Annotated in this window: 15 protein-coding genes and 1 tRNA gene; 7 read left to right on the top strand and 9 right to left on the bottom strand. The window is 59.5% G+C overall.

From position 1 onward, the window contains the following. Window positions 1-41 precede the first annotated feature (41 nt). The 4 genes from EXE46_RS07860 to EXE46_RS07845 form a co-directional block, all read right to left on the bottom strand. Complete coding sequence (locus EXE46_RS07860; RefSeq protein ID WP_137687872.1) at window positions 42-1,418, bottom strand: HD domain-containing protein; 1,377 nt, start codon at window positions 1,416-1,418, stop codon at window positions 42-44. A 13-nt stretch (window positions 1,419-1,431) separates the two neighbouring features. Further along, window positions 1,432-1,638 (bottom strand): hypothetical protein, encoded by a 207-nt coding sequence (locus EXE46_RS07855; RefSeq protein ID WP_137687871.1) that lies wholly within the window; start codon window positions 1,636-1,638, stop codon window positions 1,432-1,434. An 88-nt stretch (window positions 1,639-1,726) separates the two neighbouring features. Next, the gene (locus tag EXE46_RS07850; RefSeq protein ID WP_137687932.1) at window positions 1,727-2,551 is read right to left on the bottom strand and encodes a hypothetical protein; all 825 of its coding nucleotides are present in this window, start codon (window positions 2,549-2,551) and stop codon (window positions 1,727-1,729) included. Between the two features lie 225 nt (window positions 2,552-2,776). Then, window positions 2,777-3,748 carry a DUF2800 domain-containing protein gene (locus EXE46_RS07845; protein WP_137687870.1) on the bottom strand — a complete coding sequence of 324 codons (972 nt, stop codon included), beginning with the start codon at window positions 3,746-3,748 and terminating at the stop codon, window positions 2,777-2,779. 84 nt (window positions 3,749-3,832) lie between these two features. Between EXE46_RS07845 and EXE46_RS07840 the strand changes: the two genes are divergently transcribed. Genes EXE46_RS07840 through EXE46_RS07825 form a run of 4 tightly spaced genes read left to right on the top strand, consistent with a single transcriptional unit; the run spans window position 3,833 to window position 8,153 of the window. After that, complete coding sequence (locus EXE46_RS07840) at window positions 3,833-6,193, top strand: DEAD/DEAH box helicase (RefSeq protein WP_137687869.1); 2,361 nt, start codon at window positions 3,833-3,835, stop codon at window positions 6,191-6,193. Between the two features lie 22 nt (window positions 6,194-6,215). Then, entirely contained in the window at window positions 6,216-7,016 is an 801-nt protein-coding gene (locus EXE46_RS07835; protein ID WP_137687868.1) for an SWIM zinc finger domain-containing protein, read from the top strand. Then, window positions 7,009-7,788 carry a hypothetical protein gene (locus EXE46_RS07830; protein WP_137687867.1) on the top strand — a complete coding sequence of 260 codons (780 nt, stop codon included), beginning with the start codon at window positions 7,009-7,011 and terminating at the stop codon, window positions 7,786-7,788. Before EXE46_RS07835 ends, EXE46_RS07830 begins: the two co-directional genes overlap by 8 nt. Beyond that, window positions 7,785-8,153 carry a calcium-binding protein gene (locus EXE46_RS07825; RefSeq protein WP_137687866.1) on the top strand — a complete coding sequence of 123 codons (369 nt, stop codon included), beginning with the start codon at window positions 7,785-7,787 and terminating at the stop codon, window positions 8,151-8,153. The genes EXE46_RS07830 and EXE46_RS07825 overlap by 4 nt, the downstream gene beginning before the upstream one ends. 77 nt (window positions 8,154-8,230) lie before the next feature. On the opposite strand, the gene EXE46_RS07820 is transcribed toward EXE46_RS07825, so the two are convergent. The 4 genes from EXE46_RS07820 to EXE46_RS07805 form a co-directional block, all read right to left on the bottom strand. Next, the gene (locus EXE46_RS07820; RefSeq protein ID WP_137687865.1) at window positions 8,231-8,575 is read right to left on the bottom strand and encodes a DUF5615 family PIN-like protein; all 345 of its coding nucleotides are present in this window, start codon (window positions 8,573-8,575) and stop codon (window positions 8,231-8,233) included. Between the two features lie 3 nt (window positions 8,576-8,578). Next, on the bottom strand, window positions 8,579-8,869 hold the full coding sequence (locus tag EXE46_RS07815) for a DUF433 domain-containing protein (RefSeq protein ID WP_137687864.1): 291 nt from the start codon (window positions 8,867-8,869) through the stop codon (window positions 8,579-8,581). Window positions 8,870-8,933: 64 nt separating this feature from the next. After that, window positions 8,934-10,283: a DUF790 family protein gene (locus EXE46_RS07810; protein ID WP_137687863.1), complete on the bottom strand. Its 1,350-nt coding sequence runs from the start codon at window positions 10,281-10,283 to the stop codon at window positions 8,934-8,936. Next, entirely contained in the window at window positions 10,270-11,682 is a 1,413-nt protein-coding gene (locus EXE46_RS07805) for a DEAD/DEAH box helicase (protein WP_137687862.1), read from the bottom strand. The genes EXE46_RS07810 and EXE46_RS07805 overlap by 14 nt, the downstream gene beginning before the upstream one ends. 91 nt (window positions 11,683-11,773) lie before the next feature. On the opposite strand from EXE46_RS07805, the gene EXE46_RS07800 reads away from it, so the two are divergent. From EXE46_RS07800 to EXE46_RS07790, 3 genes are all read left to right on the top strand, one after another. Continuing rightward, window positions 11,774-13,720, top strand: a complete 1,947-nt coding sequence (locus EXE46_RS07800; protein WP_137687861.1) for an SWIM zinc finger domain-containing protein — start codon at window positions 11,774-11,776, stop codon at window positions 13,718-13,720. A 68-nt stretch (window positions 13,721-13,788) separates the two neighbouring features. Then, on the top strand, window positions 13,789-14,313 hold the full coding sequence (locus tag EXE46_RS07795; RefSeq protein ID WP_137687860.1) for an ERCC4 domain-containing protein: 525 nt from the start codon (window positions 13,789-13,791) through the stop codon (window positions 14,311-14,313). A gap of 80 nt (window positions 14,314-14,393) precedes the next feature. Then, on the top strand, window positions 14,394-14,615 hold the full coding sequence (locus EXE46_RS07790) for a UPF0175 family protein (RefSeq protein ID WP_137687859.1): 222 nt from the start codon (window positions 14,394-14,396) through the stop codon (window positions 14,613-14,615). Between the two features lie 164 nt (window positions 14,616-14,779). On the opposite strand, the gene EXE46_RS07785 is transcribed toward EXE46_RS07790, so the two are convergent. Next, window positions 14,780-14,855, bottom strand: a tRNA-Cys gene (locus EXE46_RS07785). Window positions 14,856-15,049 lie beyond the last annotated feature (194 nt).

Raw genomic sequence — 15,049 nt, 5'->3', positions numbered from 1 at the left:
CGGCTGACACCGGTGTTATCGGGTCGTCCTCGGTCCCCAAGTCAACCGCCGTACTCCGCGCGGAAGCGGTCGACGAGCCAGCGAGTCGCGCGCTTCCGGTCGCCGTCGGGCACGTAGACGAACGGAATCGGGCTGTCGAACGCGCGGTCGCCGTACAGCCCCCAGTCGCCCGCCGACCGGGTCGTCCCGCCGTACGCGATCGGGATGTCGGCCAGCTCGGAGGGCTCGTACTCCGGGACGTACGAGCGCTCGATCCACACGTCGTGCGCCGGCACGCCCAGCTCCGCGGCGAGCTCGCGCTCGAGCCGGTCGTCGCCGGAGACGAGCCACTCGCCGAACGCCTCGCGGTCGACGTCGATCCGGTCCGCGTAAGCGATCCGGTGTTTCCAGCAGGTCGTCGGAAAGCGGCGCGCGCGATACCGGTCGTACAGCGTCGCAAACGTCGTGTCCGGCCGGTCCCGCGCGAGCCGACGTAGCCGCTCCGCGACCGTGTTGTCGTCGATCTCCCCGTCGACGACGCCGTCTATCGTCACCGGCGGATCGCCGGTGAGCGCGGCGGCCCGCTCCGTGAGCTCGCGGAGCAGCGCGTTCGCGAACACCGACTTGTGGTGTTGGGTCACCCACATGTACAGCGCGATCCGGCCTTCGAGGTAGTTGCCCAGCGTCGAGAGCGCCTTCTCCGAGAGGGCGAGCCCCTCGTCCGGGTGGGCGGTGTACGCCTCGACCATGCGGTCGGTGTCGAAGCTCAACACGTTCGCGCCCGTCATCCAGTTGTCCCGGGAGATGTAATCGAGCCGGTCGACATCAACCGGGGAGTGAAGCAACTGCGCGCCGAGCCCGTGCTGCCACGGCCCGCCGCGCTCGTACACCAGACTGTACCCCAAGACGTACGCGCACACCTCCTCCGGATCGACCGACAGCGACCGGAGCGCGTCCGCGAAGGTGTCGAGAATCAGCAAACAGCTCAGGAGTTCGTGGGGGCTCGCTTCCCGAACGGGCGCGTCGCCGAGCCCCGCCTCGCGAAGCGACGCGACGAAGCCGCGATCGGCGAGTCGGTCCCGGAGTTCGCCGGCGTCGAGATGCCGCTCGCAGACGTGCGAAAACGGCGGATGACCGACGTCGTGGAGCAGACACGCGCACTCCAGCGTCGCTTGGATCTCGTCCAACGTCGCCGAGGACGTCTCACGGGTGAAGTACGGCTCCTCGCGGAGGTTCTCGAAGACGCGCCGACCGAGGTGGTACACGCCGAGACTGTGTTCGAACCGCGTGTGATTGGCCGCGGGATAGACGAGATGCGTCGCCGAGAGCTGCCTGACGTACCTGAGCCGCTGAAACTCGGACGTGTCGATAACGCGATCGACGACCGCGTCGGCGAGCTCGATGTAGCCGTGAACGGGGTCTTTGATCTGTGTCGTCATCTACGGATTCCAGTCACCGCTGCCAGACGGGCGGCGCGACGCCGAGCGCGCGAACGACGAACGGGTAGACGAAGGCGATAGCCAAGACGAGCACCAACGACGCCGCGAGGCCGAGCCCACCGACGACACGCTCGACGACCGCCAGCGCAGCAAACATGACGACGAACATCACCACCCAATGCGGAGCGAGCTGTCGAATCTTCTCCGTTGCCGAAGTCATGTTCCCGGTAGCGGCCCCGGCAGGTAGTGGCTGTCGGTAGCAACCGCACGAACAGAGTCCAAAACGAAATCGACCGTCCGATCGACGGTCAGTACCGCGACGGGATGAACGCCATCCCGGCGAGCATGATCGACGACAGGACCGAGAGGACGAGCACTCGCGAGAGCCCGCTGTTGTACTGGTCGAACCGTTCGATCTCCGAGACCTGCGCCTCGTACGCCTCGATATCGGTCGACATCCGCAGCGTCGACGCGTCCGGGAAGTGCGCGACGTAATCCGTACCGCCGAGCGTCACCGTCGACTGCTGGGCGACCTCGACCGTCTCCGTCTCGGTTGTCTCCCACACGAGAACCGCACCGCCCGCCGTCACGTTGTCGACCGTAACCGTCTGTCCGTCGTACTGAATCGTCTCGCCGGTCGCGTAGGTCCGCTCCTCGGGCGCTGGGAAGTACTCGTCGACCGGGACGAGCGTCCGCTCGCCGGAGTTGTCGGTCACCGCAACGTACTCGCCGTCTTCGAGGGTGACGGTCTCGTTTTCGGCCGCGTCGTCGGCCCCGAGTATCGCCTGGCGATCCAGCACCTCGACGAGCGTGAACTCGGTGGCGTTCTCCCCGGGGATCTCGACGCGCCACTCACGGTCGTCGACCGAGACCGTCGACCCGTTCGCCCACGTCTCTGACGTTTCGGCCGTGAAGTTACGTTCGAGCGTGCCCGAGATGACCGTCTGCCCACCGTCGGTCTCGCTCTCCGAGATGTCAGCCACCACGTACGACTCGCCGCCGACATCGATCGACTCGCCCTGAGAAGCGTCTATCTCCGGGTTTTCGAGCGCTATCTCCGGACTCTCGGCCGTCGCGGTCAGGACGCCCGCCACGCCCGCGACGGCGAGGAACAGCGCGACGAACACGGCCACAGCGCGTCGTTGCATAGTTGACGCATGGGTCACCCGGTGTTTAACGGTTACTAAGCGGGGCAGTTCGCGGGACCGCTTGCGGGCCACACCTCGTACAGAAACAGAAAGCCAAGGGCCAGCTAACAGGCAGGCTTTTATATAATAGAAACAGTAACTTAACGTTAATATTGCGTATTTATACGCTCTTAGACCCTGAATCGCCATATCTTTCCTAAATTGTTCGACCTACCCCTGGATCTCTGTTCCCGTGCTAAAGCTGGTGAGGTCGTCGATACGCTCTTCGAGGGCTTCGATTTCCTGTCGTAGTTCGTCCGACTCCGCATCGTCGCTAGCTGCCAATCGGTCTTTTAGCCCCTGTAGACGCGACTCTTTGACCTCGTCATCGACTTCGGCTTTCCGAACGTACTCGCTTTCGGAGACTTCGTAGACATCCGACTCCGCTAACTCCGTTACGTCCAGTGCTTCTGCCACTTTACTCGAATCAACACTCATGACGCGTTCACGCGCAATCCCAGCGTCTTCAAGCGTATCCAGCACGTCTGCCTCGTCTCTGAGTGAGCGATTTCGGCGTGACGTTCGCTGGACCGAACCGTACTGGCCGTGGACAGGTTGGTCGTGATGGAGACGGTTGAGTAGCACGTCGGCGACATCCTGCCGGAACTCGTTTGCGTTCCGTTGCACATCCGAACAGAGCGTATAGATATTCACCAAGGCGTCTGTCTCAAGTTCACTGAGGTCTGTCACGTCGTGGCGCTCCAGTGCATCAATGAGAAGCAAGGCATCGGAGTAGACATCCAGTCCGTCGGGTTCGATACGAGCATCCGCATCAGGAGCGGTATCACCGTCAACGAGTTGTGTGTCTGTCGGGTCCTCCGTTTCGATGATGACTCCTCGGTCGCTGTCGATTTCGAAGCGTGGATATAGGCTCAGGACTGCTGGATACGGGTCGGCGTCGGCTGGCAGACGGTCAAGCTCGAATTCGCTATTAGAATCCTGAATCCGCCGGTAGAGCGTTTCGAATTGCTCACGCTGGAGTGGGTGGCGCTCACCGGACTCGTCGAACGTAATGACGACACGATGCTCCTGGACATCGGTAATGCGAAATCGGTCCTCGGAGAGCGGGGTAATGAGCTCAGCCCCCTCGGAGAGGTCATCGAGTTCGTCGAGTAGCGTGTGCCAACTGACACTGAATGGCATGTCGATTGGTACGACGGCTTCGGGTAAAATGTTCAGGACACGAGTCTATATCCCTATATGCGATTGCGCGTGTAGTAGGTGGTAGTGGACGAGTTCGTCGACTGGGTTCGGCATCGGGACTACTACCACAACCAGATACAGTTCCAGCAGTCGATACCTGCTCGCCGCCCCGAGACACGACCATGTGAAATGAACCGTGAGGTCAGCGAACGGCTCGCTAACCGGGGCATCGACGAACTCTACGCACACCAAGCCGAGGCGATCGACGCCAGTCGGCGCGGCCAGAACGTCGTGTTGGCGACGCCGACAGCAAGCGGCAAGAGTCTCACATACACGATTCCAGCCATAGAGCGCGCACGTGACCACGACGGACGCACGCTGTATATTGGCCCGCAAGTCGCCCTGATCAACGACCAGGAAGCGACGCTATCGGCGTTTGCTGAACCGTTCGACGACGTGTCGGTGACACAGTATACGGGCGCACTCTCCGGAGCAGAGCGCCAGGCGGCCCGCGACGAGGACCCATCAATCGTGTTGACGACGCCCGATATGCTCCACTGTGGCCTGCTCAGTCACGCCAGCGATATCTGGCGCACGTTCTTCGAATCACTCGACCTCGTGGTCGTCGACGAGGTCCACGAGTATCGCGGGGTGTTTGGTAGTCACGTCGGACTCGTGCTTCGCCGACTCACACGTCTCTGTGAGCGATTCGGTGCGGCCCCCCAGTTCGTGTGTTGTTCCGCGACGATCGGTAATCCCCGCGAGCACGCGGCGACGATTACCGGCCAGCCCACAGAGTCGTTTGCCCTCGTCGACGAGGATACCAGCGAAACTGGCCCTACACACTGGCTGTTCTGGCAGCCACCGAAATACGACGAGGGCGACGCACCCGCCGGGGCAGGCCAACGTCGCTCCCATCACGGGGAAACCATGCGACTGTTTGTCGACCTCATTCAACGCGGCTACCAGACAGTAGCGTTTACACGCGCCAGACAGACGGCAGAGCGCTACGCCACCATCAGTAGCGATACACTCACAGAACGCGGGAAACCCGACATCGCTGAGGGGGTCACTGCCTATCATGCGGGACTCCGCGATGATCGACGAGCGGCCATCGAGACAGCTCTGCACACAAACGAATGTGCCGGCGTCTGGAGTACCAGTGCGCTCGAACTCGGCGTCGATATTGGGAGTCTCGATGCCGTACTGCTGGACGGCTACCCGGGGACGCAAATGTCGACGTTCCAACGGGCTGGCCGCGCCGGGCGTGGGACGGACCCGAGTCTCGTCGCTCTCGTCGCCAGCGAAGACCAACTCGATCAGTACGTCATCAACCACCCGAAAGAACTGTTCGAGGGAACCCCGGAACGTGCCGTTGCCGATCCATCCAACCCACATCTCCTCCGACTGCACACCCATGCTGCGGCTATCGAACACCCGCTTCGAACGGCTGACGAGCAGTATTTCGGTTCGACATTTCCTGGCATTGTCAGCACGCTTACAGACGAAGGAGCGCTGTCACGGCAACAGACAGCCGATGGCCTCGAATGGCGACGGACGGCCAGTGGTCGAACGGTAAACCCCTACGAGCGTGGGCTCCGAACCATCACCGATCGCACTGTCGTCCTCCGAGTCCGGGGTGGGCAATCAGATCGGCTCGGCGAACTGCCCCTCGACGCCGCACTTCGGGACGTTCATACGGGTGCGATATACCATCATCAGGGCCAGAGTTACGAGGTCCAGTCACTCGACCTCGACCGGGACGTGGCGTGGCTGTCGCCGACGGACAGTGACTACCAGACCCGCGTCCAGTTCGAGGAGTCGATGACAATCGAGGAAGACATCACCAGCAAACCGCTGGCGACCCGAGAAGATGTGACTGTCCACTTTGCGGACGTGACCCGCCGGAAACAGGTCATCGGTTTCCAGCGACGAGACCACCGAACGGGCGAGGTTCTCCATGAGGAATCACTTGACCTCCCCGAGACGACACTCTCGACACGGGCGCTGTATCTGACGCTTCCACCCGGACTCGAAGGTCTCATGCAGACGATGTCCGGGTCGTTCGACGGCGGACTCCACGCCGTCCAGCATGCCCTCGTTGCGACGTTCCCGCTGGTTATCCTCTGTGACCGGCGTGATGTCGGCAGCGTCTCGACGACGGACCACCCACAAACCGAGACGAGTGCGCTGTTCATCTACGATGGCTACCAAGGTGGTGTCGGACTGGCCCGAAACGGATACGACCACATCGAGGAACTCCTCCAGCACACGTGGGGGTTGCTCGCTGACTGTGGCTGTTCGGACGGCTGTCCGGCCTGTATCCAGTCACCCCACTGTGGCCGGGCGAACGAACCACTCGACAAACGCCTCGCGGTGACACTCACGATGGCGCTGGCTGACCCGGACAGGCAGGGTGACACTGTCAAACCGAAATCAGATTAGACTCGGCTGCGAACGACAAGATATGAACGTCGACGAGGACACTATCCGGGATCGGACCACAGATGCCGTGTTCGAGCGTGGACAAAAGTACCGGAAGGAGGGGCGGATACAACAAGTTGACCGGTTCGACGACCTCGTAACGGCAGCTGTTAGTGGGTCGAAGCTGTACGACATAACAATCGAGTTTGGTGGGCGCAGTCTCGACACCAACTGTACCTGCCCGTATGATGGGGGCGGCGACTGCAAACACGTTGCTGCTGTCCTGTTGGAGATAGTCGAGGGCCCGCCACAAGACGAGAGCGAGCGTGTCGAGGGGATTCTCGAGGATGTGTCGGCCGACGACTTGCGTGGGTTCGTCCGTGACGCACTCGCCGAGCATCCGGAGTTACGCGAGCAGTTTCTCGCACAATTCGGCGACGACCACAAACCGGTCGAGGAGTACCGTGAGGAAATCGCCCAACTATTCGAACAGCACGCCGACCCAGGGGTGTACGATACAATTGACTTCTCCCGGTTTTTCGAGATTGCCGAGCAGTACCGTGAACGAGATCGGTATCTGGCCGCGGCGACGGTCTATCGGGCCGTTTTCGAAGAAGTGGACGAGAAGTACAAGTGGGTCGACGGAGCATACGACCACTACGCGAAAACCATCCAGCGAGCCATTGACGGCTACGCCGACTGCATCCTTGCAACCGATCCAACTCCGGAGGAGTTCGATACCTATGCTGGTGTCTTGGAAGCGCGGACGACGACGGATCTAGCACTCAATAGCGAACAGTTCTGGCGCGCGGTCGACGACCTCGAGGAGCGATACGATGGGTGAGCTAACAGACCGATTCGTCATCGAAATCGGGAGCGGCACAGTAGCGCATATTATCGATATGGATGCCGACCAGTCTGAGGCGGAGTCTCGATTTTCACTCGGTCCGCGTGTATCCGGCGAAAAGATGTGCAGTAGGGGTTACCGTCGTCCCGGCGATCAACGCGTTTCGTTCGCTGACTTCACAGCTGACCATGATATCGACAAAGACGGATTCGAGGGCGATGCACCGGACGAGATTTGTTCGTACTGCTGGTCGAACACGCAGAGCGCAGTAGGGGAAGCACAAGAACGAGGCGACGACGACATCGCCGAGAAAATCGGAACCGTCGGGTATCGTCTCCGGTGGAAGCAGAAAGGGCGTGCGCGAGACGAGTGGTACGACATCGTCGTCAGCCCCGAGACGACGATGGCAGAACTGGACAGGCTCGTCTGTCGGTTCACCACGCTCGATGACTTTCATCTCCGGATGTACGGCCTCGAAGACGAGTATCTCGACTCCAGTCTCAACGTGCTTCCAGACCACCAGTACGAAGAAGCGGGTGACCGTTCATATACGAGAGCGAGCGAGATGACGATTGCAGAGGTCGCCGAGCGTGCCGGGCTCTGGGAGGGGGACCGACTCGGTCTGGTCTACGATTTCGGCACGCCGTCGCACTACTACTGCATCGTCAAGGAGGTCTACGAACCTGATGAACTTGAGACGGTTCTTGACGACAACGACGTGATTACGTCGACCGACACGGCTGCGGTTGTCAGGGAGAAGCGACCATGACGCAGGAGACAGACGAAGAGCGAAACAAGCGCATTCGGAGGGAGATACTCACTGATGCCTACACGGCAGATGAGATGGCTATCAGCTGGTGCTATCACCTCGAACGCGAGATGACGTTCCCATTCCAGGCACGATGTATCGAGGAGCGAACGATCTCCCCGCTGAGAGAGGATGAAGAGGTGCCAGTCGTAGGCATGACGGACGAAGTCGTCAGCAACAGGGAGATGTTCGTTCTCGTGGAGTGGATGGACCGGGAATTTGGCGTGCCACTGTCACAACTCGAAGTGCTCGACGGAGACAGCGATACCAGAGAAGCCGTCGACGACTGGCACTACTGGAACGGCGACGGCGGGCGATTGGGCTGAACATACAGCGGGTTTCACAGAAAGGTTCTCATGAGGGAGCTCGCCACATTTGAGCTTCGAGGTGACCGGGCCGTCGCTCAGAGCCATTCCTCGCCAACGTACTCAAGACCCTGCAACTCCGCCTGTGGGTAGTTCTGCGAAACGGTGTGGATGATATCTGCGACCTGCTCGACAGAAAGCGTTGCATCGTCGAAATACAATACCGCTCGATACAGCCCTTCGTCCACTTCAAGTACGAAGTCGTCGTCGTATGTCACAATCACGCGATCGGTGTCGAGCGAATACCGTGCGATCGGATGGTCGGCAGTCTCCTTTCCGAACTCGGGCACAAAATCGACGTGTTCAGCGTCATGTCCGTAGTTCTCAAGCCGATGGAGTACCTCGTGTTCGACGTTCTCGTCGAGGATGAGCCGATACGTCATCGATCAGTTATCGGGTGGCGTGAGTGACGACCGCTTTCTGGCTTCGGTGGCCGCTCGCTCGTGGCGCTTCTCAACCCGTCGCATCTCATCGGGATTGTTGTGATAATACGCGAGCGCCTCGTAGATATCTGCGATGTCTAAGTTGTATCGCTCGGCGACTCGTCCGGGGGCGAGTCCGCGCTTTTCAACGCGTGCGTGCACATCCTGGACGGTGACGCGGCTCCCCTCTATATGGGGCTCCCCGTGAATCTCCGAGTCTTCGGCAGAGACGATTCGATACTGCTGGGTCGCCATTGAATATCGATAGGTACTCTTGGGACTTGAAACCTCGCCGAAGTGAGCGTGCGTCGCCGCGCGTTCAACGACGGTCCATCTCGGTGGCCGACGCGTATGCCTCGGCTAACTCGACTATGTCGTAGACGTGAATCCCACTCTTGAACCACAATACGCGATCCGCGGCGTCCCCAAAGTCTTCGTCAGCACAGTCGAGTCGCTCCGAAACCGCTAACACGAAATTGTCGGCGTCGACGTGCCGAATCTTCGCCAGCTTCGACGCCAAGTACTCCGGGGTCCAAAAGCCGACAACCTCCAGAATCGCCCGTCGGCCGTCGGGATGTTCGATGGCGAAATCCGGAATCATCACCTCGTCTCCAAGGTCGAACACGTCGTCTTCTCGCTGGAGTTCCCATTCGGTGTTTGCTCGCTCCCACTTCCGGGCAAGCGTTCGTTCGATATCGCTATCGAACTGCTGACCGGTGCTGTAGTGCGAGACGAGCCCATCAGTGGTGTCAAGCGTGAACTGATGGCTGGTACGGGTTGCGTCGTCGTCGAGAATTTCGGCGTTCATTTCCCAACGGTCACACAGTGGCAGGGCCGGCAGGAAGTTCGCCATCCGTATACCGTACTTCTGGGACTTCCGAAACAGCGACACTGGACCGTCGAGTTCTGCTTCGTAGCCGGCGGCGTCGTCCTTACTGTCGACGCGGGTCCCGTCGACATCGATTGGATAGATCCGGTGCATTAGCCCGAACAATTTCACGTAGCTAAACACCGTGCCGAAGTGGTCCCACACACGAATCCGCATTTCCGAAGCGTCATAGAGAACGGCTTGGGCCAACGCCAGATTGTACCGCGCCAGCAACCAGTCGACAGTCTGTTCGGTCTGGTCGTACTCCTGCTCGCTGTTTCCGGTCAGCTTGGTCGTCGATGTGTCACTCTCTTCCTCGTCATACCCGTCGACAGTCTGCTCCCCGAACCGCACCAGTCGTTTGTTATCGTCCAGATCCGCGTACATACCTCGGTAGCACGCTTCGAGTGAGATGCCGAGTTCGTCGGCGACTGCGCTGTACACTTCGAGTTTCTGTGTGTCTTCGCCGAGGGTCGGCTGGCGAACGATCGGGTAGCTGTCGTTCGCGCGTTCGAACAGTCGCTGGCGAATCTCGCGCGGCTCGACAGCGGCCTGTTGCTTGAAGTCACACTCGTCTTTCAGTAGCTTCGCCAATCCCTGAACGATCTTGTAGTCGGTGTCGTCGACAGTCAGTTCGTCGATGGCAGCTTCAAGGTCGCCTTTGGGTTCACCGAGATGGGATTCGAAGAGGTCGATAAGTGTGGCTGCCGTCTCCCGATACTGCTCGTCGGACATATCAATAAAAAGCGGCCGAACCTCCCCCTCACGTGTTCGTGACCGTGCGAGATCAGCTGTCAGCACTGCTACTCACCCCATCACGGCGTCGCTGGGAGACGTACGTCTCCATCGTGTCGGTCGTAATAATCTCGTAGAGCCGTGCTGGCTGGCGGTCATCAGTAGGGCGGAGGATTCGGCCGAGCCGTTGGGCGTACTGTCGCTTCGAAGCGCTTCCCGAGAGGATAATACCGACATTGGCTGCGGGGACATCGATCCCTTCATCGAGTACCTGCGAAGTAGCCAGCATGGAGTACTCCCCGGAGCGGAACCGTTCGAGAATCTCGGTGCGCTCGTCGGTGTCGGTCTGGTGGGTGATACACGGGAGAATGAACTCCCGCGAAATGTCGTAGGCGAAATCGTTGTTCGCGGTGAAGACGATAACGCGGTCATCGTGGTGACGTTTGAGCAGATTATCGAGTGTATCGAGTTTCTTGGTCGCAGTGCGAGCGATGCGTTCGGCTCGCTGCTTTGCGACGAGCGCCCGTCGCCCTTGCGGGTCGTAAGCGGTCCGCTTGAGAAACTCCGCGTAGCCTTGCTCTTTCCAGAGATCGAAGTCGTGACTGTCGACGTAGTCCCGGTAGATCTGATACTCGTCGTCGTATTCGGTCCGTTCCTCGCTGGTAAGTTCTACGGACATCTGGATGGTTTCGTACTCACTGAGGAATTCGCCCGCAAGATTATCGACGGCCTCTCGATAGACGACCGGTCCCATCCGGTCTTCGAGGAGTTCTTCGCGGCCGTCAGCGCGCTCGTAGGTCGCTGTGAGGCCCAACCGGTAGGGCGCAATCGTCATTTCGGGAATCTGGAGGTATGTTTCGGCCGCGAGATGGTGCGTCTCGTCGGTGATGAGTAGACCAAACTGGTCGCCGTACTCGTCGATATAGCGGTAGGCGCTGTCGTAAGTTGTGACGGTTACTGCTCCGATATCGTGACTCCCACCACCGAGGACGCCGATATCGTCTGTGAGTTGGTCACCGAACGCGTTGGTGAGTGTTGCGTGCCACTGGTTCATGAGGTCAATCGTCGGTGTGACCACGAGCGCGCTCACGCCGGCGTCGGCAATCGCCTGCAATCCGAGGAAGGTCTTCCCGCTGCCAGTCGGCAAGATAACGGAGCCTTGCCGGTCGTGTGTACGCCACGCGTCGAGGGCAGCCTGCTGGTAGTCACGTGGCTCGATTTGGAGCGCTGGCGTCAGGGCCAAGTCAGGATAGGCTCGGGCAGTATCTTCGATGTCGTGCGTAAATCCGTCTTGTAGTGTGGCTTGTTCATCGTCATCTGTCCAGTGCCCAGCCCAGTCTAGCAGTGCTCGATATCGATAGGCTTGCGCGCGATACTCGTCGACGCGGTCGTCCCACTCCGCGTACGGGACTGTTTCGGGTGCGTCGTGAAGCACCAGCGTGCCGTCGTCGAATTCGAGCCGCATTCAGTGTGTGAACGCACGCGCCAAGTACGATTCAATCTGTTGGGTACAGCAGTACGTTTTCGGTCTCGAACGTGGTAGGAGGACGTAACAGATGGACTACCCGACGCCGGAAGAGATCCGGGCTCTCTGCACCGAGCAATCTTTCGAACGGGGACGCAACTACTACCAGCAAGACCGTGTTCAGGAACTGCATATCGACGGCGGCGAAATCAGCGCAACTGTCCGGGGCTCCAACTATTACGACGTGGCTATCGACGTAACGACCGACCCCATCCGTACCCGCTGTAGCTGTCCGTACGACTACGCAGGAGATTGCAAGCACATCGTCGCAGTCCTGTTGGCCGTCGACGACCGTGATACCGGGACGGGCAGCAACGCTGATGATTCAGACAGGACGGTGTCGGAAACTGTCGATATCGAGGCTCTGGTCGAACAAACGGCCGTTGCGGACCTCCGAACGTTTCTGCTCGAAGTCATCGAAGACGACCGTGACATCTGTGACCGTTTCGTTGCGTTCACGGGCGAAGCCACCGGCAAGACGGTCTACGACTACAAACAAGAGATCGGTCAGTTGTTCGAGGATGCGGCCGGTCGTCGGGGGATGGTCGAACACGACACGTACATCGACTTCTCACAGTACCACGACCTCGCGGAGACACATCGGGAGCGAGGCCACATCGATTCGGCGACGGATATCTACCGAGCGATTGCAGAGACAATCCGCGAGAACCTTAACCGGGTCGACGACAGCGGAGGGCATTACGGACGTGAAATCGAGCGAGCTATCAAGTCGTACGCGGAGACGGTCGTGGAACAGGGTCTCGACCACGAACAAAAACAACCGTATATCGAGTATCTCTGCCGGGAGTTCATCGAAGCCGACCACGGGTTCGCCAGTGACTACTACGACGACGCGCTGCGGACACTCTGCACGACGGCTGACGATCTCGAATACTGGCTGGAGGCGCTAGATTCCCATGTGTCGGGCGTCGATCTCGATATAGTGAAATCGGGAAAGCAATCTCCTTCGGAGCACGAGTCGGCGACAGACGATACATCGGAGCGCCATCGTGACCGAGTGGATGATATCCTCTATGTCTCCGATTTCACTGACGGACCGCTCACCACCGACGATTTCACCCGCGGGACGCTTGATATCGAACATCTGGGTGTCGGGACACTGAAACTGGAGTACTTCGTCGGTGACGCGTTCGAGGAACTTCGCGTGGACGACCCGACCACCATCGAGGAACACACCGTCGATGTCGAACTGACCGGATCACGTGCAGACGAGACAGAGATATCGTCCTCGCTTCAGACACGGCGTGTTATCTCCACGTACATTTATCCCCTCGAAGAACTCGGTGAGGAAGAAGCGCTTTCGGCGCTGTACGAGGAAGTCTATCTCGAAAGCACCCGTTTCTGCAAAGAATACGCCAAGCGACTGAGAGACGATGGAGACGAAGAGCGGGCGATTGATGTCATCGAAGACGGCATCCACACCTTCGGCTCGACACGCAATCTTCGCTGGCTCGCCGCTGACCTCTACGAGGGGCGGAACCCGGACAGCTATCGTGACACACTGAAACAGTTGTTCCTCGACCACACGGAGTGGGCAGCCTACGACGAGCTGAAAGAGATCTGCGATAACCAGGAGTGGCAATCGCTCCACCAAGAGTTCGAACAACAGTTTGCGGACGACCGACAGCAGCTCATCAAGCTGTACATCCACGATGGCGACCTCGAAAAAGCGTTTGCTGAACTGAAAGACAGTGACGACCTCTCCCTACTGAAACGATACCGAGAGCCAGTCGCCAGCGTCGCCCCGGTAGAGTACTTTGAGCAGTACCGGGAGCTGCTTATCCCGTTTGCCGCCGGCGAAACCGGACGGCGCCACTATCGGGAGATTGCCGACCACTTGGAAGAGATGCAGGAGCTCGTCCCCGAAGAGCGATTTGAGGAATTTGTCGGGTTCCTCAAAGACGAACACTCGAACCGGCCGGCGTTTCTCGACGAACTCGAAAAGGCAGGGTTCTAACCGAGTCTGTGAGGGTGCTCACCTTCCTACGAGGGTTCATGTCCGATACCAGCCCCATTGCTCGGTAGATGGACGAACCACCACACACGATTCCCACCACAGTACTGCGAGACAACCGTGAACAGCAGCCGTGGACGTTCGACGGATATGCAGTCGAGACGCGTGACGTGACACTCTCGACTGGCGACTACGCCCTCCCCGCCGACTGTGCACATGATGTAGAAGCAGACACCTACCATCCTCAGTTTGCGGTTGAGCGAAAGTCCGGGCACGACTTCCTCACCGCACTCACCTGGGAACGAGACCGTTTCACGTCCGAACTGCAGCGGGCCGCCGAGTGGACACAGCCCCTTACGGTCGTCGTAGAGGAGTCTTGGGAAGCCCTGCTTTGCAATCGTGGCCCCATGACGTGGCGAGACATCCATCCGAACCAGATAGCGGGCACCGTCTCGGCGTGGACTCGCCACTACAACGTGGCGTTTCATTTCGCCAACTGTCGACAGCAAGCCGAACGCTGTGCGTTTCTCTGTCTCGTCCGCCACAGCCTGCTACGACGATTTGACAACTCTGACGGGGCAGACCATTCGATATAGGCGCGTCTATCGTATTTCGATGAAATGACATCGAAAGAGAAGCTATATTATTACGTCCATGGATTCCAAAGATACGTACGATGGCCTCTTCGAGTGATGAACCATCAGACAAGTTGGCGACAGCGGTGGGCCGGTACGCTCTTGGCGACCTCTCGCTCGGACGTGCCGCCGAAGCGGCCGGACTGTCCCGGTGGGAGTTCGAAGAAGTGCTGGAAGATGCCGGTTTCACATCTCTCTACGGGCCGCGTACTGACGAACAGGTCGAGCGAGAGGTTGATATTGCACTCGACCTCGACGAATAGATGGTAGAGAGATATTCCCAGCCGGTTTTCCTTGATGCCACCGTCATCAGTAAAAGACGAGAATCTCACTGACCAGCCAAATGTATTTAGAAGGTGATATACGGTCCACGAGAAGGTGTGAAGCCCCAGACAATGTCGTCTTGGGCTTTAGGGTAACGTGTGAGAGCCAAGGGCCGGATTTGAACCGGCGTTGGGCGGCTCTGCAGGCCGCTGCGTCTGACCAGACTCTGCCACCTTGGCGCCAAGCGAACGTACCGCTGTTGAGCGTTTAAGCCTAGCGGTCGCGCGTGACGACCGCTGTGCGCGTAGTTCGCGGGATATGAAGAAAGCCCACGGACGCGCTGTCCGTGGGCTGAGTGGGATGGTTCCCGTATGAATGGGCAGGCGGCGACCCGTGGTTCCCAGAAGATCGCTCACTCCAGTACTTCACGGTA

The organism is Halorubrum sp. GN11_10-6_MGM (assembly GCF_005435165.1).
Lineage (GTDB): Archaea > Halobacteriota > Halobacteria > Halobacteriales > Haloferacaceae > Halorubrum.
This window is presented reverse-complemented; position numbering and strand designations above follow the sequence as displayed.

What these genes read in the sequence shown, in the direction of transcription:
- EXE46_RS07815 (WP_137687864.1), bottom strand. Translation starts at nt 8,869, where the DNA reads ATGGCGACCCAGCAGTATCGAATCGTCTCTGCCGAAGACTCGGAGATT.
- EXE46_RS07835 (WP_137687868.1), top strand. Translation starts at nt 6,216, where the DNA reads ATGAACGTCGACGAGGACACTATCCGGGATCGGACCACAGATGCCGTG.
- EXE46_RS07820 (WP_137687865.1), bottom strand. Translation starts at nt 8,575, where the DNA reads ATGACGTATCGGCTCATCCTCGACGAGAACGTCGAACACGAGGTACTC.
- EXE46_RS07790 (WP_137687859.1), top strand. Translation starts at nt 14,394, where the DNA reads ATGGCCTCTTCGAGTGATGAACCATCAGACAAGTTGGCGACAGCGGTG.
- EXE46_RS07795 (WP_137687860.1), top strand. Translation starts at nt 13,789, where the DNA reads ATGGACGAACCACCACACACGATTCCCACCACAGTACTGCGAGACAAC.
- EXE46_RS07805 (WP_137687862.1), bottom strand. Translation starts at nt 11,682, where the DNA reads ATGCGGCTCGAATTCGACGACGGCACGCTGGTGCTTCACGACGCACCC.
- EXE46_RS07845 (WP_137687870.1), bottom strand. Translation starts at nt 3,748, where the DNA reads ATGCCATTCAGTGTCAGTTGGCACACGCTACTCGACGAACTCGATGAC.
- EXE46_RS07855 (WP_137687871.1), bottom strand. Translation starts at nt 1,638, where the DNA reads ATGACTTCGGCAACGGAGAAGATTCGACAGCTCGCTCCGCATTGGGTG.
- EXE46_RS07825 (WP_137687866.1), top strand. Translation starts at nt 7,785, where the DNA reads ATGACGCAGGAGACAGACGAAGAGCGAAACAAGCGCATTCGGAGGGAG.
- EXE46_RS07860 (WP_137687872.1), bottom strand. Translation starts at nt 1,418, where the DNA reads ATGACGACACAGATCAAAGACCCCGTTCACGGCTACATCGAGCTCGCC.
- EXE46_RS07800 (WP_137687861.1), top strand. Translation starts at nt 11,774, where the DNA reads ATGGACTACCCGACGCCGGAAGAGATCCGGGCTCTCTGCACCGAGCAA.
- EXE46_RS07830 (WP_137687867.1), top strand. Translation starts at nt 7,009, where the DNA reads ATGGGTGAGCTAACAGACCGATTCGTCATCGAAATCGGGAGCGGCACA.